Annotated in this window: 17 protein-coding genes and 1 pseudogene; 6 read left to right on the top strand and 12 right to left on the bottom strand. The window is 57.9% G+C overall.

Annotated features, from left to right (window positions below):
* Positions 1–337: 337 nt before the first annotated feature.
* The 4 genes and pseudogenes from BM152_RS11590 to BM152_RS11575 form a co-directional block, all read right to left on the bottom strand.
* Positions 338–3,602: pseudogene (locus BM152_RS11590) on the bottom strand (error-prone DNA polymerase).
* Positions 3,599–5,041 (bottom strand): Y-family DNA polymerase, encoded by a 1,443-nt coding sequence (locus BM152_RS11585; RefSeq protein ID WP_066605684.1) that lies wholly within the window; start codon positions 5,039–5,041, stop codon positions 3,599–3,601. Before BM152_RS11585 ends, BM152_RS11590 begins: the two are co-directional and overlap by 4 nt.
* Positions 5,013–5,588 carry an ImuA family protein gene (locus tag BM152_RS11580; protein ID WP_066605686.1) on the bottom strand — a complete coding sequence of 192 codons (576 nt, stop codon included), beginning with the start codon at positions 5,586–5,588 and terminating at the stop codon, positions 5,013–5,015. The genes BM152_RS11585 and BM152_RS11580 overlap by 29 nt, the downstream gene beginning before the upstream one ends.
* Positions 5,589–5,810: 222 nt before the next feature.
* A complete protein-coding gene (locus tag BM152_RS11575; protein ID WP_066605688.1) occupies positions 5,811–6,674 on the bottom strand; it encodes a Rossmann-fold NAD(P)-binding domain-containing protein in 864 nt (287 codons plus the stop codon).
* 93 nt (positions 6,675–6,767) lie between these two features.
* Between BM152_RS11575 and BM152_RS11570 the strand changes: the two genes are divergently transcribed.
* Positions 6,768–7,676: a LysR family transcriptional regulator gene (locus BM152_RS11570; protein WP_066605690.1), complete on the top strand. Its 909-nt coding sequence runs from the start codon at positions 6,768–6,770 to the stop codon at positions 7,674–7,676.
* Between the two features lie 269 nt (positions 7,677–7,945).
* Here BM152_RS11570 and BM152_RS11565 read toward each other — a convergent pair whose 3' ends face one another.
* Positions 7,946–8,251, bottom strand: coding sequence for a hypothetical protein (locus tag BM152_RS11565; RefSeq protein WP_066605692.1), 306 nt, complete (start codon positions 8,249–8,251; stop codon positions 7,946–7,948).
* A gap of 14 nt (positions 8,252–8,265) precedes the next feature.
* Between BM152_RS11565 and BM152_RS19640 the strand changes: the two genes are divergently transcribed.
* Positions 8,266–8,526: a Y-family DNA polymerase gene (locus BM152_RS19640; protein WP_197418792.1), complete on the top strand. Its 261-nt coding sequence runs from the start codon at positions 8,266–8,268 to the stop codon at positions 8,524–8,526.
* Positions 8,523–9,476: a Y-family DNA polymerase gene (locus BM152_RS11560; RefSeq protein WP_197418793.1), complete on the top strand. Its 954-nt coding sequence runs from the start codon at positions 8,523–8,525 to the stop codon at positions 9,474–9,476. The genes BM152_RS19640 and BM152_RS11560 overlap by 4 nt, the downstream gene beginning before the upstream one ends.
* Positions 9,477–9,970: 494 nt before the next feature.
* Here the strand turns inward: BM152_RS11560 and BM152_RS11550 are convergent, their stop codons facing one another.
* From BM152_RS11550 to BM152_RS11530, 5 genes are read right to left on the bottom strand one after another with little or no spacing between them, the layout of a single operon-like run.
* Positions 9,971–10,771, bottom strand: a complete 801-nt coding sequence (locus BM152_RS11550) for a carbohydrate ABC transporter permease (RefSeq protein WP_066605694.1) — start codon at positions 10,769–10,771, stop codon at positions 9,971–9,973.
* Entirely contained in the window at positions 10,768–11,661 is an 894-nt protein-coding gene (locus BM152_RS11545; RefSeq protein WP_066605696.1) for a carbohydrate ABC transporter permease, read from the bottom strand. Before BM152_RS11545 ends, BM152_RS11550 begins: the two co-directional genes overlap by 4 nt.
* Positions 11,662–11,717: 56 nt before the next feature.
* The gene (locus BM152_RS11540) at positions 11,718–12,971 is read right to left on the bottom strand and encodes an ABC transporter substrate-binding protein (RefSeq protein WP_066605701.1); all 1,254 of its coding nucleotides are present in this window, start codon (positions 12,969–12,971) and stop codon (positions 11,718–11,720) included.
* Entirely contained in the window at positions 12,968–14,086 is a 1,119-nt protein-coding gene (locus tag BM152_RS11535) for an ABC transporter ATP-binding protein (RefSeq protein ID WP_074914225.1), read from the bottom strand. The genes BM152_RS11540 and BM152_RS11535 overlap by 4 nt, the downstream gene beginning before the upstream one ends.
* Positions 14,083–14,844, bottom strand: a complete 762-nt coding sequence (locus BM152_RS11530) for a DeoR/GlpR family DNA-binding transcription regulator (RefSeq protein WP_066605704.1) — start codon at positions 14,842–14,844, stop codon at positions 14,083–14,085. Before BM152_RS11530 ends, BM152_RS11535 begins: the two co-directional genes overlap by 4 nt.
* A 345-nt stretch (positions 14,845–15,189) precedes the next feature.
* On the opposite strand from BM152_RS11530, the gene BM152_RS11525 reads away from it, so the two are divergent.
* From BM152_RS11525 to BM152_RS11515, 3 genes are all read left to right on the top strand, one after another.
* On the top strand, positions 15,190–15,627 hold the full coding sequence (locus BM152_RS11525) for a hypothetical protein (RefSeq protein ID WP_066605710.1): 438 nt from the start codon (positions 15,190–15,192) through the stop codon (positions 15,625–15,627).
* A gap of 131 nt (positions 15,628–15,758) precedes the next feature.
* Entirely contained in the window at positions 15,759–16,982 is a 1,224-nt protein-coding gene (locus BM152_RS11520; RefSeq protein ID WP_066605713.1) for a bifunctional alpha/beta hydrolase/OsmC family protein, read from the top strand.
* Between the two features lie 191 nt (positions 16,983–17,173).
* Positions 17,174–18,208, top strand: coding sequence for an IS110 family RNA-guided transposase (locus tag BM152_RS11515; protein WP_066598806.1), 1,035 nt, complete (start codon positions 17,174–17,176; stop codon positions 18,206–18,208).
* A 650-nt stretch (positions 18,209–18,858) separates the two neighbouring features.
* Here the strand turns inward: BM152_RS11515 and BM152_RS11505 are convergent.
* Positions 18,859–19,956, bottom strand: a complete 1,098-nt coding sequence (locus BM152_RS11505; protein ID WP_066606544.1) for a LuxR C-terminal-related transcriptional regulator — start codon at positions 19,954–19,956, stop codon at positions 18,859–18,861.
* 287 nt (positions 19,957–20,243) lie between these two features.
* Positions 20,244–20,508 (bottom strand): integrase core domain-containing protein (locus BM152_RS11500; protein ID WP_139222498.1); only part of this gene is annotated, 265 nt, incomplete at its 5' end.

The raw sequence follows: 20,508 nt of genomic DNA, 5'->3' as shown, positions 1-20,508 counted from the left end.
GAAAGGCAATCACCAACGGTTGGAATTTCTGGAAGCAGCCATTGGCGCAACCGCAGCGAATATACCCTTTGTCCCGCACCCCTTCCGTTCGATGATGGTTGGTGGCTGCACGCGCGGCGAAGGTCAGTTCTTTCCATTGCTCGTGCAGCATTGGACCGCCGCCCGGGTGGCAGAACCAGAGACTTTGCAAAGGTCACTAACTGCGCATTGCTGACCTTGGTGCATGGCGCGGCAAGAGCTACCGCGCAGGCAGTGGTGTGAATGTCGGCTTTTCACATTACGAACCAATGATCGCGCACCTGCAGAGGATGTCCGCAATCCGCCCGTAGCGACTATCCTAATGAAAATCCCGACTTGGAAATAACTGCTTCGCCTGATCACGCGGATGCATGGCGCGGGGTTGGGGGGCGTGGACGTGGGGCGTCGTCTGCTTGTGGCTCGGTTACGCCAATCGCGCTGTCCATCGGATGGCCAAGGGTGCTGAGGCGGTGCGAGACGTCTTCCATGTGCTGCGCAATGAGATGCACCACGATGCCTTCGCGCTGCACCACACCCGTGACGCGCAGCAACCGCCCGCCCATCACCGCGCGACGGAACTTTTTGTAGACCGCCTGCCAGACCACCACATTCGCAACCCCCGTCTCGTCCTCCAGCGTCAGAAACACCACGCCAGACGCGGTGCCGGGCCGTTGCCGCGTGATCACCAGACCACAGACCGAAATGGCCCGCCCTGCAACGGGACCAAGAGGCACATCGGGGAGCGCCGCATGGGGCGTCAGCCCGTCCATCTCGGGGCGTAGCAACTCCATCGGGTGCGCCTTGAGCGACAGGCGCATGGCAACATAATCCTCGACCACCTCCTCGCCCAGATGCATCACGGGCAGGGTCACGGCAGGTTCGCGTATCCCCTCCCCCTCAATCGGGTCATTGAACAGCGGCAGCGGCTTGGGACCACTGATCGCCTTCACCGCCCAAAGCGCATCGCGCCGCCCCATACCCAGACCCGAAAACGCATCCGCTTCGGCCAGCCGCTCAAGGGTCGCAGGCCCGACCCTCGCCCGCAGCCACAGCGCCTCGGGGTCGGGATAGCCGTTGCCTCGCGCCGCCACGATCCATGCGGCATCCTCCTCGCGAAACCCCTTGATCTGTCGAAACCCGAGCCTGAGCGCCAGTGACCCGTCCGCCCGCTTCTCCAAGGTATTGTCCCACGCGCTGGCATTGACACAGATCGGGCGCACCTCGACGTGATGCTCACGCGCGTCGCGGACAATCTGGGCGGGGGCGTAAAATCCCATCGGCTGGGAGTTGAGCAAGGCACAGGCAAAGGCGGCGGGGTGGTGGCATTTCAGCCATGCGGAAACATAGGCGAGCATGGCAAAGGCGGCAGCATGGCTTTCGGGAAACCCGTATTCGCCAAAGCCCTCAATCTGCGAAAAACAGCTTTCCGCAAAGGCCAGATCGTAGCCGCGCTCCAACATGCCATTGATGAATTTGTCACGCAGCTGACCAATAGTGCCCATCCGCCGAAACGTCGCCATAGACCGGCGCAGCTTGTCCGCCTCGGAGGGCGAAAACCCCGCCGCGACCACGGCAATCTGCATCGCCTGCTCTTGAAACAACGGCACGCCGAGGGTCTTGCCCAGCACCTTTTCGAGCGCATCGGAGGGAAAGGTGACAGGCTCCCTGCCCTGCCGTCGATTGATATAGGGATGCACCATGCCCCCCTGAATCGGACCGGGACGGACAATCGCAACCTCGATCACCAGATCGTAAAAACGGCGCGGTTTCATACGCGGCAGGAAATTCAACTGCGCGCGGCTTTCAACCTGAAACACGCCAATGGCATCCGCCGCACAGAGCATATCAAAGGTTGGCGCATCGGCTTGCGGGACGGTGGCGATGCTGTAGTTCAGGCCGCCATGCTGCGCGATCAGATCGAAACTCTTGCGAATGCAAGTGAGCATTCCGAGACTGAGAATATCGACTTTGAGAATACCGAGCGCGTCGATGTCGTCCTTGTCCCACTCGATGATCGTGCGGTCCTCCATCGTCGAGTTTTCAATCGGACAGAGTTCGTCCAACCGCCCCTTGGTGATGACAAATCCACCGACATGCTGGCTGAGGTGGCGCGGGAACCCGATGATCTCCCCGATGAGTTTGATGGTCAGCGCAAGGCGCGGGTCGCTCATATCAAGGCCCAACTCCTTGACCCTCTCAGGGTCCGCCCCGCCATTGCCCGATCCCCAAATCTGCCCTGACAGGTTGGCCGTGACATCCTTGGACAGGCCCATCACCTTGCCCACCTCCGCAATGGCTGCCCGCGAGCGGAAATGGATCACCGTGGCGCATAGCCCCGCGCGGTGACGCCCGTATTTGGCATAGATATGCTGAATGACCTCCTCGCGGCGTTCATGCTCGAAATCCACATCAATATCGGGCGGCTCGCCGCGATGCTCGGAGACGAACCGCTCGACAACCATAGTGATGGTCTCGGGGCTGACATCGGTGATGCCGAGCAGATAGCACAGGATCGAATTGGCCGCCGAACCGCGCCCCTGACACAGGATGCCTTGGGAGCGGGCGAATTGCACAATGTCATGGACGGTGAGGAAATAGGCGGGAAAACCAAGCGATTTGACCAGCGCCAACTCCTTCTCCATCTGCGCGATGGCGGACGGGGGCGCACCGTCGGGATAGCGGGTTTTCAGCCCTTCGGCGGCGAGGCGGGCCAAACGCTCCTGCGGCGGCTCACCTTCCGCGACCTCATCTGGATAGTCATAGCTCAACTCGGACAGGCAGAAACTTGACCGCGCCGCGATCTCCACCGTGCGGCGCAGGGCGGCGGGATGACGCGCAAAGAGTCGCGCCATATCCGCCGCGCCCTTGAGACGGCGCTCGGCATTCAACAACGCGCGGGTGCCGATCTCGTCAATCGTGATGCCCTCGCGCATACAGGTCAGAACATCGGCCAGCTGCCTGCGCGACCCGTGATGCATCAACACATCCCCGACCGCCACCATCGGCGCGGCGGTGCGATGCGCAAGCCGTGCAACGGCGTCGAAATGCTGCTGGTCGCTGCCGTCATAGCGCGGGGCGGCGCCGATAAACACATCTGTCGGGAAGTGCTTTCTAAGCGTGGTAATCTCCTCGGCGCTGTCGTGCAAGTCCGATTGCGGCAGGGCAATAAGGCTCATTCCCGCGCCCCCCTGCACAATATCACGCAGGTCGAGGTGACAGGCTCCCTTGGGCGCACGCCGTTTGCCAAGCGTGAGCAACCGCGTCAGCCGCGCATAAGCGGCACGATCATGCGGCAGGGCCAGCCAGTGGGTGTCGCTATCACGCAAGACCAGCCGCGCCCCGATGATGAGCTGGGGGAGACGGGCGGCGTCCCCATGTTCGCGGCGCAATTCCTTGAGCGCGGAATAGGCCCGCACCACCCCCGCCAGCGAGTTGTGGTCGGTGATCGCGATGGCAGTCAGGCCGAGATCGACGGCGCGAGAGATCAACTCCTCCGGATGCGACGCGCCGCGCAGGAAGGTGAAATTGGATGTGCAGCACAGTTCCGCATATCCGGGGTCCAGGGAGGGGTTTCGGACGGTCATGCGAATTCCCCATGCACAAACCACGCGGGGCTTTGCGGCGTGTAGAACAGCCACAACCGCCGCCCCTCCCGCGTCTCGACATGCCAGTAATCGCGCACACCAGAGCGCCACGCCTCGTCGGGCAACCACCACTCCGGCGCGATGCGTTCGGGCCCCGTGCTGCGCCCCGTTGTGAGCGCCATGCGCCGCCAGCGGAACCGCGCGGGCGGGCGGGCGCCCGTGCCGGCTATCGGTTCGGGGGGAAAGAGTTTCAACGGGCGCGGCCGATGGCGCGACCATGCGCCCTGCGCCGTGCTATAGGCGGCGGGGGCGATCTGGAAACTGCGTTCGGGGATATGGCTGTCGGCGGGCAAAAACCGCTGGACGTTCTCAAGCCCGATGCGATTGCCAAGCCGCGTGATCAGGTCATCCAGACCATCGGGACGTGCCGCCGTGGTTGTCGTAATTTGCACGGGCAGGAGAGGCTCCACCTGCGTGGCTTCAAGGCGAAGCTGATCAATGCCGAACCCCGCATCCACCGCAGACACCCCGCGTTCGAACAATGGCAAAATCCGCGCGGCATCGCGCATGGGCGCGGCCAGACGCAACTCGACCTGTTGTGCGCCCTGATCCACACGGCGCAGGGTGAGTTGCAACCGACGCGCCCCCATATCCTGCTCTTTGAGCTTGTCGCACAGCCGCCGCAAAAGGCGCTCCGTGCCCGCCATCACATCTGCCGCCAGTCCGATCGGCTCGGGCAAGGTGATGCGGGCCCCGTAGTGCTGAGCCTCGCCCAAGGGCGTGATGACCTCATCCTGCGCCCCCATAGCCTGATCCAGACGCAACAGCACATCAGGACCGAAACGACGCGCAATCGTAGCGCGTGGCAAGTCGAGAAGGTCGGAGATCTTGCGCAGGCCCAAACGCTGCAACGCGGTATCCGTCTTGGCCTCAAGGCGCAGGGCAGCAACGGGCAGCGTGCGAATGTCGTCTTGGGCGGAGCGCCCGTAACGGGTCAGCGCCCACGCCGCCCCGCGTGTGTCCGCTGCCGCGATACGCACGTTCAGCCCCCCGCGGGCAAGACGGTGGCGCATGTCATCAAGCATCGCCGCCTCGCCCCCGAACAGATGCGCCGATCCCGCAATATTGAGCATCACCCCGTCCGCACCATCAAGCCCCACCCAAGGGCAATACCGCTTGCTCCACCGCGCGAGCATCTGCAAAAACCGTGCATCGGCGCGCGGGTCGGCAGGCTGGCTTTGCAGGTCGGGACAATAGGCCCGCGCATCAGAGACCCCCATACCGCGATGCAACCCCTGCGCCTCGGCGGCGCGGTTCAGGCAATAGATACGGTCGGTGTTTTTCTCGTGGCGGGTGAGCACAAAGGGGCGGTTGTCGTTGGCCGCGACCTGCGCACGTGCGCGTAGAACCCTATCGCTGGGCAGTCGTGGAAACCACATTGATACGACGCGTTTGCGCATCCCACTTCACATGCCACTCTCTTAGCGTTCCTGATTTGTTCTTTATAATTTCCCATTTTTGCAGAGTCGAGTCCGCCTGTTCCTGCGGATCGAAAACGGGCGTGCAACGCCAACGGGTTTGCGCGGCATTGCTGCCCATGCCCTCGGGCAGAATGCAAAGCCCCATCGACCCGCCCTGCTGCGCAGCAAGCTGCAATCGCCGCCCTTCGGTCAGGCCAACGGATTGGCTCAATTCCATGACAACCAAGGCAACGCGCCCCGAGCGCAACGCCTCTTCCGCCGAAGCCAGAACATCAATATGGCTCGGCGCCTGCGCAACCAAAAGCTGTTGCGGATCGAGATAGGTCTCAAACCCTAGCGGGTTCAATTGCACGGAATTCCACGCCTCACGCACCCAAAGCACCGAGTTTCCCTTGGCACGCGACACTTGCCCCGCAAAGGCATAAGCAAAGACATGCGCCGAGGGACCGCAAGCCTCATGGGTGCGGGAAGGCATTGGGGGGAAATGGGATTCGAAGGTAGCCATGACTCAGATTATACATGAAAGTAAGAACAGGGGATCAGTCTTAGTGAAATAAACACGACCGGCCCGATCCTGCCGCTCGCTATCCATTGCAATGCCGCACCACAGTCCGCCGAAGCAGCCATTTGTGTATCGAGCAACATTTTCTTGGTTCGATTTCTTTCCGAGCAAACTTTGTTGCCCTAAATCTTTTAGGCTCCAAGTTCAAACCTCAGGCTCAAACAGTTAACCGGATGTGTGAAGTTGAATGAGCCGAGCAATTACTTTTTCCAGAGGTGTATGATCGAAATGTGGACAAAGAGATTCAAAGCAGGCGCCATCCAAACTGTGAGAGTGATCGTACAGGTATCGCTGTTCGAAAAGCTCTCGGCCCAACTCCCAAAACGGGGCGCTCAGGCGAAGTGCCCACCAGGGAAAGCGGTTGATCTCTAACCTGCGGTTTGTCTGCCGCTCAATCTCTGCGACCAGGTCATTGATGCTGAAGTTATGTCCAGGAAAGGGAATATCAGCAAAAACGGGTAGGTCATCCGCTTTGGACAAAATGGCTGCAGCACGGGCAAAATCTGGCAAATAGGCATAGGCGCGCTGTATCTCCGGTGCGCCCATGGCCGTGACCCTGTCCGTGTACAGCTTTTTAAGGACCACCAATCCGATGGCCTGCCCCTGACGCTGCTCATCGATGAAGTCTCCGCCGCGCAAGATCGTCACGGGCAAGCGAGACTCACGCCAAGCGGCTTCCATGTCGGCGCGAATTTTTCCCTTTCGGCTGCAGGGACTGTGCGGGGTGTCATTTGACCACGGGCCGGGCTGGCGGCCATAAACATAGACATTCCCAGGGATAAGAACGCGTGCCCCGCTTACCCGAGCGGCGGTCATGGCAAGCTCGGTAATCTTGGGTATCTGCCGTGCCCAGTCATGATAATTCGGTGGGTTCATCGCATTTATGATAAGATCGACGCCACGTGCGGCTTCGGCAGGATCGGTTCCGCGCTGATAGCGGCGGATCCTCCATCCATCCGTAAAAAATGCCCGATCGAAGGCTTTGCCCGCAAAACCCGAGGCCCCGAGAATAAGAACGGTTCTGGACATGAAAGCTCCTTTTGCTTTGTTGCCCGACTATTGTTTCGCAAGCATGTTCGAATGGGTATTGCTATCATATGCATTGCGGCTATTCATATATGAATGGATATTTGTGGATTGGACTGGGCGCTTCTTCGGAGCTTTTTACATGTCGCCAAAGCGGGATCGCTTTCTGCGGCAGCGCGGGACTGCGGCATTAGCCAGCCGACACTCGGGCGACACATTCGGGCGCTTGAGACGACACTTGAACAGCCGCTCTTCACGCGTACACCGAGCGGGCAGCGCCTTACACCTCTCGGCCATCAACTTTTCGAGCATGTTTGCACGATGGAACAGGCGGCGGCCCGTATCGCGCTAACCGCTGCCGGACGAAGTGCCAACTTAGAAGGGCGGGTGCGCATAACCGCGTCGCGGATCGTATCCTACTGGCATTTACCGCCAATCCTTGCGCGCCTAAGACAAGAGGAACCGGGAATACAGGTTGATCTTGTGGCCTCAGACATCCCTGAAAATATGATATACCGAGAGGCAGATATCGCGTTGCGGATGTTCCGACCCGAGCGTGGTGATCTTGTCGCACAAAAGATCTCCGAACTCCCACTCGGGCTCTACGCCGCGCGTAGCTACATCGAACGTATGGGGCGACCGGAAAGCCCTGAGGCGCTGATGAATCTGGATTTCGTGGGATATGACCAATCTGAGATGATGCTGCGCCTTATGGCCGAGAACGGCCTCCACGTAACGCGTGACGATTTCGCGCTTCGCTGCGACGACCAGCTTGTCAATTGGGCGCTCGTCTGTGCCGGTTGCGGTGTGGGTGGCTTCCAATGTATAGTCGGCGATGCTGAGCCGCGTGTGGAGCGCATAGCAGATTTCGTGACCTTGCCAGCACTCCCTGTTTGGCTTGTAGTCCCCAAAGCGCTGCGTAATGTACCTCGGATTGCCCGTGTGCGCGAGATACTGGCGAGGGGGATCACAAGCCTCGGCAACCCTAAAGCCCATACGGATTGATCTGATTTCTCCACAATGAACAGTTTATCACGATAGAGGCTTTGAAAGTCCAGTTCATTTCCCATGCAAAGTTTTAACTGACGGTAAGGGCCGCTGCCTTTAATGTCGCCTTTACGTCGACCACCGCAGCGTCTCGGCCTTGCACTCCAAGGTAACGGACAATTACAGGGCGTAGCTAAAGCTACGCCCTGTAAATTTAAGGATTTTGGGAGCGTCTACCTCTATTTCCAAACTCCAAACAATAACTTTTAAACTTCACGCACAGACCGTTAAATTAACCTAACAGCCCTGCACACCGCCTCTTGACGTTGCCATGGGTTGTACATCGCAAGCCCATTACGCATTGCCGCGGCCAGCATGTCGCCTTTTTCAATATGCACGGAAACATAAACCAAAGCATCTTCCAGCCTGTCGCCACGCATGTCTTCATCCGCACATCTGGCCGCCACGGCATCCAGGAAATCAAGAACGCTATTCAGCTGATCACTGGTGAGGATGTCCTCACTCCAGTTCCCCCCGAAAGAGACGTTGCCGAGTTTTCTTTTCATATCCATAAAGGAACAAATAGCGAACATATGACGATTCTGAAATGGCAAAGACCACGAAATTCCGGACCCTCTACATCGACATGGACAGCTTTTATGCTTCCGTGGAGCAACAGCTGCGTCCTGAGTTGCGTGGGAGGCCTGTAGGCATCACCGCTGTCGATAATGATGCCGGGGCCATCGTTGCGGCCTCTTATGATGCGAAAGCCCTCGGGATCGGCGTAGGCACACGCATTTATGAGGCCAAGAAACTTTTTCAAGGATTGCCTTGGTCGGGGCTCGTCATAAAGTCTGTGTACGCATGAACCAGAAGATCGCCAAAGCGATAGACAAGATTGCGGAAGTTGAGCGGATTAGATCTGTGGACGAGTTTCAGATCCGTCTGTCGGCCGTCGATCATGAATTGGACCGGGCGATTGCGAAAGCGCAGGAGATCAAGTCTCTCATCAAAGCCGAAGCGGGGCCATTTATCGGGGCGTCTGTAGGGTTGGGCCCCAATCATTTGCTTGCGAAAATAGCGGGCAAGCTGGAAAAACCGGACGGACTGTCCTGGCTATCCCCGAATAACATGCCAGATCGCTTGGCTGACATGCCCTTGGACAAGCTGCCCGGCATCGCCAAAGGTGTTCATCGAAAGCTGAACGCCGCAGGCGTTTACACGATCCCGGATCTTTACCGGATTGATCCCCGCCACGCGCGGATGATCTGGCGTTCCGTGGAGGGAGAAAGGTTCGTGCGCGCGCTCCAAGGAGAGGATATTCCCCTCGTTCCAACGCGGCGAAATGGCTACGGGAATACCAAGGTGCTGGCCCCGGAAAATAGGAGCCTGCCGAATGCCTATTTCGTCTCACGATGGCTTGTCGAAAAAGCAACCGCGCGCCTGCGTCGCGACGGGTATCTGGCGCGACATTTTTCCATACAGGTGTCCTGCCGTCCGAAAGGATGGTGGACAGACGGGATCAGCACATTCCCCAGCCAGGACACGATGCATTTCCTGGAATTGAACAGAGTGTTATGGCGCCGGTTCTACGATCGGACAGGGTGTAGGGACTATATGTCCGTCGGCGTGCAGCTGGGCCGCATTCAACGGCTCGAGGATCGAGTGCCGGACCTGTTTCTGCCATTGCCGCAGGCATCCAAGACCGAACGGGAAAAGCTCGGAAAAGTCGTGGATAACATCAACCGGAGGTTCGGCCCGGATACCGTGTCCTTTGGTCATTCGAAGCCACACTACGGGTTCTTCGAAAAGGGGTAACCCCATACACAGGGTTTCAGACACACTCCACATGTGGCCACGAATTGGTAACCGCAAGATAGTCGCGTCGACAACAGACAAGGGGACTATCCTGCATTTTTGCTCTGGCGTGGTAGCTCTCAGATGAGGAGACCCACGTATGAGCATCAACAAAGACCTTTTGGACCAACTTATGGAAGGCCGGCCCCCCGGCGACCTGTTTGGCAAGGGCGGGATAATACAGGAGCTGACAAAAGCATTGGCGGAACGTGCCTTGAGAAGCTCATCTTCACCGAAAACCCCGAAGGAAGGGGCAATCAGTCGCATACGCAGGCCTCTCCCGCGGCCCAGTCGAGGATGCGGGTTTGCTTTAGCGCCCCAACTCCGTCCGAGACATCGGAGCCCCATAGTCAGGACCATACCCCCCTCGGAATGATGCTAATTTAGAGGCTATGGCCCGCTGTGTAGTCGTCAAATTGCGCAGCAGGTGGCCATAGCCGGGTCTCAGGTCCCAGTTACTTCACACCCGCCGTCAGAAAGGCCTGCACGAATTGGCGCTGGAAGATCAGGAAGCCGATCAACAGCGGCGCGATCACCATGATCGTGGCCGCTGATATGACCGAGATATCGACCCCGTTCTCCGGCGCCGCAAACAGCGACAGACCAACGGTCAGAGGCCGTGTGCTTTCCGAATTGGTGACGATCAAAGGCCAGAGAAAATTGTTCCAGTGGGTCGAAATCGAGACCAGCGCATAGGCCAGGTAGGTGGGGCGCGCCGCAGGCACGTAGACACGCCAGAGCACGCCGAGGGTAGAACATCCCTCGACACGCGCGGCTTCGTCCAGGTCACGTGGCACGGATTTGAACGCCTGGCGCATCAGGAACATCCCGAAGGCCGAGGCCATGTAAGGCGCGCCTATCCCCATTAGGCTATCCAAAAGACCCAGCGACGCCGCCACGCGGTAATTCTCCACGATCAGGACCTCGGGCAGGATAAACAGCTGTAACAGGACAAGGATGAACACCGTATCGCGCCCGGCAAACCGGGTTTGGACAAAGGCAAATCCCGCCAGTGTGCAGAGGAAAAATTGCCCGGCGAGGATCAACGTGACCAGCAGGAAGGTGTTAAGGAAGTAGCGCAACCAAGGTGCCCCGTCCCATGCAATGCGGAAATTTTCCAGCGTAAGCGGGGCCGAAAGGCGAAAGTTGATCGCATCTGACACGTTGTGAAACGCGGCCCAGAAGGCCACCACCAAGGGCGACACCCACAGGATGGCCAGCGCGATGGCGAGGATGGGTTCAATGTATCGGCTCATTGGTAGTGGGTCCGGCGTTCGAGGACAAGGAACTGAAACGCGGCCAGCAAGCCCAGGACGATCAGCACAAAGATCGTCATCGCCGCTGCAGCCGGGCGGTCGAAATAGGCAAAGGCGTTTTCCCATATGTAATAGAGGATCAGCTTGGAGCTGTCGGATGGCCCGCCCTTGGTCAGGATGAAAAGATGATCGATCAGCTTGACCGAATTGATCATCGCATTGACGAAAATGAACAGCGTCGTCGGCATCAGCAGCGGCAGGACGATGCGGCGCAGATAGGTCCAGCGGCTGGCGCCTTCAATCTCGGCGGCTTCCTTCAGGTCGGGCGGGATGGTTTGCAGCGCGGCGAGGTAAAAGACCATGAAGAACCCGGCCTCTTTCCAGATCGTCACGATGCAGATCGCCCAAAGCGCAGTGTCGGGCTGGCCGAGCCAGTTTACGGACGGCGCGCCAAACAGCGCACCGATCTTGTTCAGGATGCCGAAGCTGGGCGTATAGAAAAACAGCCAGAGATTGCCCGCCGCGATCATGGGAAGAACGGTGGGTGTAAAATAGGCCGTGCGGATGAAGCTGCGTGCGGGGATCCTGGAATTCGCCCAGAGCGCCATGATCAGCGCAATCGCGATGGAGGCTGGAATGGTCACCCCTGCATACAGCAGGTTGTTCCAGACCACCTTCCAGAAGGTCGGATCTTCCAACAGGGCGCGGTAGTTTTCCAGCCCGATGAATTCGGAGGGATTGCGCCGCGTGCCGCGCGACCACAGCGAGGTCCAGAAGGTCGCCACCGATGGATAGAGCGCGAACACCGTCAGCATCGCCAGCGCGGGCGATAGCAGAAGCCAACCGTGGATGGCACGTCTGCGACGTTCAAGCTTGAGGGGATCAGTCATAGCGGGCCCTTGGATGGCACGAGGGCCCGCCATACGGCAGGCCCTCGCAGGTTGGATTACTTGTAAGAACGAAGCTGGCGCTCTGCCGCCGCCTGCGCCTCGCTCAGGGCTTCTTCGGCGGCCTTGTCACCGGTCAGAGTCGACTGGATCGCGGCATTCAACCCGTCGCGCACCCGCGCGGTTTCGAAGGTCGAAAATTCGGCCACGGCATGTTCCAACTGGTCACGCGCCACAAGAGCGGGCGGGAATTCCGCAGTGTAGGCCTTCAGCGCATCGGTTTCATAGGCAGCGGGAGAGACCCCCATATAGCCGGTGGCGATGGACCATTCGGCGGCCTGCTCGGGCGCGGTCATAAACTGGATCAACTTCAGGGCCGCAATGCGCTCTTCCGCCGACGCGTCCTTGAATACATAGAAGTTGCCGCCGCCGGTGGGAGAACCCAGACGTTCCTGAGCAGGTAGCATGGCAACGCCGAAGTCGAACTCCGCCGTGTTCTTCACCGCCGTCAGGTTGCCGGTGGAGTGCCACATCATCGCGGTTTCCCCTTCGAGGAAAGCCTGACGCAGGGTACCCCATTCGACGGTGCCCTCGGGCATGATGCCATGCTCGGTTGAAAGGCTCTTCCAGAAATTCAGCGTGTCCACGACAGCGGGGTCATCGAAATAGGTGGTGGTGCCATCGTCCGACATCAGCTCTTTGCCGTTCTGGATCGCAAGCGCCTGGAACATCCAATAGGGATAGCCGGTGGAGGGGATCATCAAGCCGTAATGCGCGTCGGTGGTCAGCGCCTTGCCCATATCGACCATTTCGTCCCAGGTGGTGGGCGCGTGTTCTGGATCAAGGCCCGCTTCGCGGAACATGTCCTTGTTGTAATAAGCGACGATGGTCGAGCGCTGGAACGGGATGCCCCAGGTCTGACCTTCCACTTTACCGTTGGCCATCAGCGCCGGATAGAAGCTGTCGAGCCAGGCGCTGTCATCGGTCAGTTCTTCGAAAGGAACGATCAGGTCCTGTTCGATCAGGTCGTAAGCGTCGATCGAGAACATCACCGCCAGTTGCGCAGGTTCACCGGCGGCCAGTGCGGCCAAGGCCTTGATGCGGGTGTCGTCATAGTTTCCCGCATAGATCGCGTTAACCGTGATGTCGGGGTTTTCGTCCATGAAATCGGCCACAATGCCGTCAACCACCTTGGTCAGCGAGCCCCCTACTGCGATGGGGTAGTACATGGTCAATTCTGTCTCGGCCGCCGCCGGATTGACAAGGGCTGTGGATGCGGCGAGGATGGCCGCCACGGCAGAAAAACGGGTCATGATGTCGTCCTATTCAGATCGAATGAAGGTTCGGTTGCTTCGGGGGCCGTCTGGCCATCACGCGGTGCGGTGTTTTGGCGATTGAGCGCCGCGGGATTCTGCTGCGACGCCTTTTCGATCCGCCCACTATGGGTGTCGAAAATGCGCCGATCTTGTTCGGGAAGGATCACGCCGACAGAATCGCCGGGAACCTGGGACGCATGGCCCGGCAGGACTACGGCCAGCCCCTGCCCTGCGGGATGATCCAGTGACACCAGCGTCTCGGAGCCGAGGAATTCACAATCCAGCACACGGGCTGTCAGATGCGCCTGTTCCGGCGGGGACAGTTGGATAAGTTCAGGCCGCAGGCCAACGGTCAGCCCTTCGCGCAGGCCCAGCAACGGCCCTTCGACCAAGGCCATGGGCGGCTCGCCAATGAATTGCGCGGCAAAGATCGTGGCGGGCTGGTTGTAGAGCGTCGATGGCGGCCCAACCTGTTCCACCTGCCCCTTGTTCATCAGGGCAACCGTGTCCGACAGGCTCATCGCTTCGCCCTGATCGTGGGTGACATACACAACGGTCAGGCCAAGATTACGGGCCAGAGCGCGGATGTCGCGCCGCACCGAATGGCGCAGCTTGGCATCAAGGTTCGACAGCGGCTCGTCCATCAGGCAGAGGGGCTTTTCCGCCACCGCCGCACGGGCAAGGGCCACGCGCTGGCGCTGGCCACCCGACAGCTCCGCAGGCTTTCTGCGTTCCAACCCGTCAAGGCCGGTCATCTTAAGGGCGTCGGACAGGCGCCGGTCCCGCTCACGCGCCGCGACGCGCCGAACCTTGAGACCGAACATCACGTTTTCAGCCACGTTCAGATGCGGGAACAGCGCATAGGATTGAAAAACCATGGACAGGTTGCGTTGCGCGGGGGGCAAGGCGGTGACATCGCGTCCGTCGATCACCACGGTGCCGTGTTGGGGCTGTTCCAGCCCTGCAATCAGGCGCAGCAATGTGGATTTCCCGCAGCCGGAGGGACCGAGGATCGACAGAAAATCCCCCCGCTGCAGCGACAGGCTGATGTCACGTACGCCGCCTTGGCCGTCCCAATCCCGGGTGATCCCGCGCAATTCGAGAAAGCTCATGTTAAATCCCCTGCAATTGTCGGCGTATTTTCCAAGCCATCCAGCAGCGGATGGAAACGCGGCTCGGGGCGTGCATCAATAATCACATGATCGGCGTCCCGAAGATGGCCACCCACCGCTGCGGCGTGGCGGCCGAATTTCGACGCATCCGCCACCAGGATCGATTTGCGCGCATTGGACCGCATGGTTTCACGCATGCGCACCTCGGTTTCGTTGAAATCCAGCAAGCTGCCATCGGCATCAATTCCGCCGACGCCGTAGATCGCGAAATCAGCCCGATACTTCTGGAACAATTCAAGAGCATGCGGACCGAGGATATCCCGGTCAGGCAACCGCAGCTCGCCCCCCGGCAGAAATATCCGCGCCTCAGGCGCATCCGACAACGCCATAGCCGCGCTCAGGTTACTGGTGATGACAGTCAGTCCCTGTCGTTCGGCCAATGCAGCCGCGGCGATTGCCGGGGTCGTGCCGATCGAAAAGAACAGGGTAGCGCCATCCGGGATCAGCCGGACCACCTGCGCCGCGATCTTTTTCTTGGCCGGGACGTTCAGGGAACTGCGCGCGGAATAAGGCAGGTTCGCGCTTTGCTCGATAAACTCGGCTCCCCCGTGTAGCCGGCGCAGCTTCCCCTTTTCACACAGAGCATTGATGTCGCGCCGTATGGTATGGTGCGAGACCCCCAGAACCCGGGCAAGGTTGTCGACCTCGACCCGCCCGCAGCGTTGCGCATTTTCAAGAATGAGAAGTTGTCTGTTCATGCTCTGACCTTGCCACCTTGATTGCTCATATGAGCAAGTTCGGTAACGGCGAGGTGACGCCTGGATGACATTGAGATAACAACGCTGCTCAAGCGCGCAACGCCAACAGCCCCACTTCTCTGGCAGGGTTTCAAACCGCCTGGACATCAGATCGGACAAAACCGCCGAAATCCGGGCTAATTCGCTTAATGGTCTTTATTTGGTTGCGAAATGGCCATTTCAACTCCGCCGATGACCACCGATTGGTAGTCAGGTCACAAAATATCTGACAGTCTCCAGACAACGACATGAAATATTTCCGCCCAGCTGAAACCGGAACCATCTCCTGAAAAACAGGAGATGACGATGTTACCTTTCTCGAAATTTCACCCAGCCAGCATACTCGACTTGCACGAGTGGTCGACACTGTCACGCAACGAGATCGGCCCGTTTCTCCAACGGTTCGGAATTCAACCTCTTGGTCGCAAGTTCCCGATGCTGCGGATCTACGAAGGTGTGCTTGGTCTTTCACCGTTCGATGAAGCCTGCGAAAATATGCTTGGGCATGGTCTCATTCGAACCACAAAAGTTGCCGGTATGGTCGGCTTGGCCCCCGAAACTTTGCTCGAAAAGGTGCGAGACAGGAATAGCGAATATCCGCCACTCTATGTGTTCGGCCCCCGACGGCATCTGATGCTGAAGGCGCAGATTGAGCAGATGTGCAATAGCATGCGCAACGAATGGCAATCCATTGAACCCCTCCAAGAACACTCTCTTAGCAAATACCGCTATTTGGTCCCATAAACGCTGACGTCAGACACGTGCAATATTTTACAGAACTGAAAGCCTGTGGGGTGAGTTATTTATCGCGTACAAAGTAAAAATGTGTTCGGGTTGATTGGATAGTATTGCGCCCCCTTAAAAAGGACAGAGACATGCATAGTGAAAAAATCACCTTTCCCGGCGCTGCAGACGTAGAGCTTGCTGCACGATTGGACAGGCCTGAAGGGCCGGTACGCGCCGCGGCGATTCTTGCACATTGCTTTACCTGCTCCAAAGACATCGCTGCAGCCCGCCGAATTGCGGGCCGGCTTGCGGGTTTTGGCATCGCCGTTTTACGATTTGATTTCACAGGACTTGGCCATTCTGGAGGCGAGTTCGCCAATACCAACTTTTCGTCAAACGTGGCCGACCTTTTGGCGGCAGCAGATTGGATGGCGGGGCAAAACATGTCTGTACAATTGTTGATTGGTCATTCTCTGGGCGGAGCCGCGGCACTCAAGGCCGCGCCTCAAATTGAATCCTTGCGGTCGGTGATCACCATCGGGGCTCCGGCTGAGCCGGGACATGTTGCCCACAACTTTGACGGCAAGCTGGATGAAATCCATGAAAAAGGTCATGCAATGGTCAATCTTGCGGGCCGCGAAATCGAAATTCGAAAACAGTTTCTTGACGATATCTCAAAGGCTTCTCTGGTCGATGCTTTGCCTCGGCTGGGAGCTGCGTTGTTGGTTCTACATGCCCCGCGTGACGCTATCGTCAGCATCGACAATGCCAGCACAATCTTCATGGCTGCCAAACATCCAAAAAGTTTCGTATCTCTTGATAACGCAGATCACCTTTTGAGCAGCGATACCGACGCTGAATACGCCGCCGATCTGATTTCTGCTTGGTCGTCGCGCTATCTTGATCTCGCGCCCGAGCCAGTGACCTCCTATGCGCCCGAAGGCGTAGTGCGGGTCGCTGAAGCCGAGGCCGGAGGCTTTCGTCAGGACGTCACAATTGGTGGCAAGCATCAATTGGTCGCTGATGAGCCGGTTTCAATTGGCGGCACCGATCAAGGCCCCAGCCCTTACCAACTTTTGTCGGCAGCACTCGGGGCATGTACCACGATGACAATCAGGATGTATGCGCGGCGCAAAGGGATCAACCTGTCCAATGTCGTTTGTGATGTGACACACAATAAGTCCCACTCAGAGGATTGCGGGGGTTGCGACAAACCCGCGACAAAGGTGGATGTGTTTCATCGGCATATTAGACTTGAGGGTGACCTAACAGCAGAGGAGCGTGCCAGCCTTCTGGCTATCGCTGACAAATGCCCAGTTCACCGAACACTGCACAGTCAGGCGCAAATCGTAACCGATCTTAAAGGTGCCTAATTTTTACCTGCCGCGAATGACTGTTTCCCGCCCCCAGTGTCAATCGACGCTCACGGCCCAGACCGGCCTTTGGTCGTTCCTATCGTCGCTGCATTGCAGCTTCCCCGAAGCATGCGTAATTGGGCTGCCCCTATTCAGAGGTCGAGTTCCCGTTAAAATCACAGTCAGATTGTGAACAAGGGAGATGAATGATGGAATATTTTGCTGGTTTGGATGTGTCGCTCCGCTCATGTGCCATCTGTATCGTCGATACCAAAGGCACGGTGATGTTCGAAAGGGAGCTAACCTGTGAAATCGAGGATATCGCCGATTGTCTGAACAGCTTCGGCTGTCCGATCGAGCGTGTTGGATTTGAGGCTGGCACGCTTAGTCAGCATCTCTTTTATGGCCTGTCCGGCGAAGGCTTTGATGTCGTCTGCATGGAAGCCCGCCAGGTGAACGCTGCCCTTTCGGCGATGCGCAACAAGACCGACAAGAACGATGCGCGTGGGATTGCCCATGTCCTGCGCACCGGCTGGTTCAGCCCGGTCCACATGAAGAGCCGGGAAGCGCATGGTGTGCGAGCCTTGCTCAGCACCCGCAAAGCGTTGCTCAACAAGACAATTGATCTCGCCAATGAAGTGCGGGGGCTGCTGAAGATCTTTGGCCTCCGACTTCCCAAGACAGTGCAGCATGGCAGCTTTGACGGTCTCGTCCGCCCGATGATTGAAATGGATGAGATCCTGGCACATGCGATTATTCCGCTGCTCGATGCACGTCGGGTCTTGTATCAGCACTTTCTGGAGCTGGACCGGCGGGTCAAACGCGCGGCCGCCCAGGATGAGGTCTGTCTCCGTATGATGACCGTCCCGGGTGTCGGGCCGATTGCGGCGCTGACCTTCAAGGCCGCCGTTGACGATCCTGCGCGCTTCAAACGGTCTCGCACGGTTGCCGCCCATTTTGGACTGACACCAAGGCGCTATCAATCTGGTGAGCATGACAATCTTGGCAGGATTTCCAAAGCTGGAGACCGGGATGTCCGATCGACGCTTTATGCGGCCGCGAATGCACTGCTGATGCGCACGATGGCAGGTTCTCAGATCAAGTCTTGGGGCATGCGACTGGTGCGCACCAAAGGACGCCGCCGTGCCGTTGTCGCGGTAGCGAGAAAGTTGGCCGTCCTGCTGCATAGAATGTGGGTAGATGGCACCGAGTTCCGTCTGGCAGAGGTGGAGGGCACAGCATGACCTGATCCGCCACCCTCCAAAGCCGAACGGGGTCGTCCCTCACCGGACGAGGTCTGTGGAAGAAGCCGAAAATGGCTGCTGCGCAACGAGAAGCGCGTCCCAAAACAAGGCTCTCCACTACCAATCCGACACATGCGTGCAGCGGTGCCATCACGGCATCAACCAGACTGCGAAGAGTAGCGTGACCCGGATGAGTGACAATGATCCACAAGAACAAAGGAAAATGAGCTTGACCCAAACGCCCAATTAGAGAAGCTGCCGTTGACCAATAATTCAGATGCTGCATTGCATCTTTCCTGAAGCAGCCGTTGGACACATCATGCAACATTTTGGTTGGTCAGAGGGCGGCAGTGCAGGACAAAGTGTGAATTCGCTGCGTTTGCGCCAATGGTCGCTATCGGAAATCGAAAGCTGTCAAAAACGGGCAATGTTGCCGGTGGCACAAACGGTTGAGTTCTGACAATTTAGTCGATCAACCGAAGGATTGAGATGAAGGCACCTAGACTATGTAGTCCATCCTTCGAAAATGCTGCGGGATGTGTCGAACGGCAATTTTAGAGAAGTTGTTTTCCAAACGTTTGACGACCAGTAATAATTAATCAAAAGCGCATTATCATCCAAAAGCGCAGCGCTCACTAAGTATGAGGACGCTACAGGAAACCAGCTTTGAAGGCTATGGCGACGGCCTCCAGCATCGTGCGGGCTCCGAGTTTTCGGCGCAGATTACCGCTGTGCAGGTCCACGGTCGGGACCGTGATCCCAAGGTCATGGGCAAGTTGATCGCGCCTGAGCCCCTTGACAAGACCGGTCAAGATATCACGTTCCCTTTGTGTCAGAGAGATTTTTTCCTGCGGCGAGTAAAAATCGGATCTTAGCTCCGCAGCATCTTCCGTTGTTACGATGACAAGCGCGCGCCGACCATTGGTAGTTTGGGGTAGGAGGTTCAGTCGCAGGTTTGGCAGGATGCGACCATCTTGTGCCCTCATTGGGGGTAGGTCCAACCAGCTGGCGTGACTGTGCGCCGCCACTGTTGCATTGCCTACAGCCGCATTGAAAGCTTGTTTTTTTGGCCCGCCGATTGCCAAAATTCGGTTGCGCTGAAGGATCAGCAATGGGTGTAGCAACAGCAAGGTCTCGGCCATACCATTCATCCGCAAAAGTCGGCCCTCATGGTCAAGATCGAAGATCGGCATCTCGCCCTGCAAGGTTCTATCCGCCGCTGCGATCTCTCGTATGTTGTTGCGTATCAACTCTCGCCTTATAGAGTGGAGCCGTCCTAAGTCACGCGTGTGTCGATTAACAAAACCCAGCTCTGAATCAGAAAAATCCCCGGCCTGTTTGCCTTTGTGAAATGCAGTGACAACGCGCCCGTCGCGGGTGTCCTGAATCATGCCAAGGCACCAGAAGCGGTCCAACCGGTGTTTCAGTGTGATCTCGTTATACATCACACTTTTTTCGAACGCTTCAGCACTCACATGATCCGTAAGGCGAAATGCACCGCTGTTAGCCCGCTCGTCTTTTACTTCGGCCATCCAAGGATCCTGATCTAGGATCTCGATGTAATCGGCATTGGCTTCTGGCTGGGTCCCGGCCGAGATTTCCTGCATGTTGCCGGGATGAAGCCAGAAGAATATCGCCGAGGGTACATTCATCTCCCGCGCCAAACGTTGGGGAAGAATATCGAAAAGCGTGTCATCTAGTGCCGCATCGTATATGTCATGGTGTGATAGGGGGAGTGTCATATACATCAACTTCTTGGCAGGCGGCTGGGCAAACCTTAATCAGATATTTATACGCCTTCAACCTGTCCAGCATTCATAAGCATGCGTTCAAATATTTACACATCCACATTGGACCGAAACATTCATTTCGTGTTGGGAGCAAACCGCTGCGCCGATTAGAATCTGAACGCCCAATCGATCCGAAATCTGTTGAGTTTCCGTCATAATGGGCGATGTGTGATTTGTAAGCATTCGGCGTAGGCCGCAGGGAGGTCTGAATTGCCCCGAGTTTGCCGGAGACCTATAGCTTCATTTCACGCGACCATATCGAACACGTCGCGCTGTGCATAGAAGTTCTCTTCGGCCTCGGCTGGTGGGATATTCCCAATAGGGCCAAGCAGGCGGCGATTATTGAACCAGTCGACCCATCCGAGGGTGGCCATTTCCAGATCTTGCATGTTGCGCCAAGGCCCCTGGCGATGAACGAGTTCGGTTTTATAGAGACCGTTAATCGTCTCGGCGAGGGCGTTGTCGTATGAATCCCCGACGCTGCCGACCGATGGTTCAATACCAGCTTCG

Source organism: Celeribacter halophilus (genome assembly GCF_900114135.1).
Classification (GTDB): domain Bacteria; phylum Pseudomonadota; class Alphaproteobacteria; order Rhodobacterales; family Rhodobacteraceae; genus Celeribacter; species Celeribacter halophilus.
This window is presented reverse-complemented; position numbering and strand designations above follow the sequence as displayed.

Coding starts and splice junctions, on each gene's coding strand:
- BM152_RS11505 (WP_066606544.1), bottom strand. CDS start 19,956: ATGTATATGACACTCCCCCTATCACACCATGACATATACGATGCGGCA.
- BM152_RS11545 (WP_066605696.1), bottom strand. CDS start 11,661: ATGACTGATCCCCTCAAGCTTGAACGTCGCAGACGTGCCATCCACGGT.
- BM152_RS11540 (WP_066605701.1), bottom strand. CDS start 12,971: ATGACCCGTTTTTCTGCCGTGGCGGCCATCCTCGCCGCATCCACAGCC.
- BM152_RS11580 (WP_066605686.1), bottom strand. CDS start 5,588: ATGGCTACCTTCGAATCCCATTTCCCCCCAATGCCTTCCCGCACCCAT.
- BM152_RS19640 (WP_197418792.1), top strand. CDS start 8,266: ATGGCAAAGACCACGAAATTCCGGACCCTCTACATCGACATGGACAGC.
- BM152_RS11570 (WP_066605690.1), top strand. CDS start 6,768: ATGGATATTTGTGGATTGGACTGGGCGCTTCTTCGGAGCTTTTTACAT.
- BM152_RS11520 (WP_066605713.1), top strand. CDS start 15,759: ATGCATAGTGAAAAAATCACCTTTCCCGGCGCTGCAGACGTAGAGCTT.
- BM152_RS11560 (WP_197418793.1), top strand. CDS start 8,523: ATGAACCAGAAGATCGCCAAAGCGATAGACAAGATTGCGGAAGTTGAG.
- BM152_RS11565 (WP_066605692.1), bottom strand. CDS start 8,251: ATGTTCGCTATTTGTTCCTTTATGGATATGAAAAGAAAACTCGGCAAC.
- BM152_RS11535 (WP_074914225.1), bottom strand. CDS start 14,086: ATGAGCTTTCTCGAATTGCGCGGGATCACCCGGGATTGGGACGGCCAA.
- BM152_RS11525 (WP_066605710.1), top strand. CDS start 15,190: ATGTTACCTTTCTCGAAATTTCACCCAGCCAGCATACTCGACTTGCAC.
- BM152_RS11550 (WP_066605694.1), bottom strand. CDS start 10,771: ATGAGCCGATACATTGAACCCATCCTCGCCATCGCGCTGGCCATCCTG.
- BM152_RS11585 (WP_066605684.1), bottom strand. CDS start 5,041: ATGTGGTTTCCACGACTGCCCAGCGATAGGGTTCTACGCGCACGTGCG.
- BM152_RS11515 (WP_066598806.1), top strand. CDS start 17,174: ATGGAATATTTTGCTGGTTTGGATGTGTCGCTCCGCTCATGTGCCATC.
- BM152_RS11575 (WP_066605688.1), bottom strand. CDS start 6,674: ATGTCCAGAACCGTTCTTATTCTCGGGGCCTCGGGTTTTGCGGGCAAA.
- BM152_RS11530 (WP_066605704.1), bottom strand. CDS start 14,844: ATGAACAGACAACTTCTCATTCTTGAAAATGCGCAACGCTGCGGGCGG.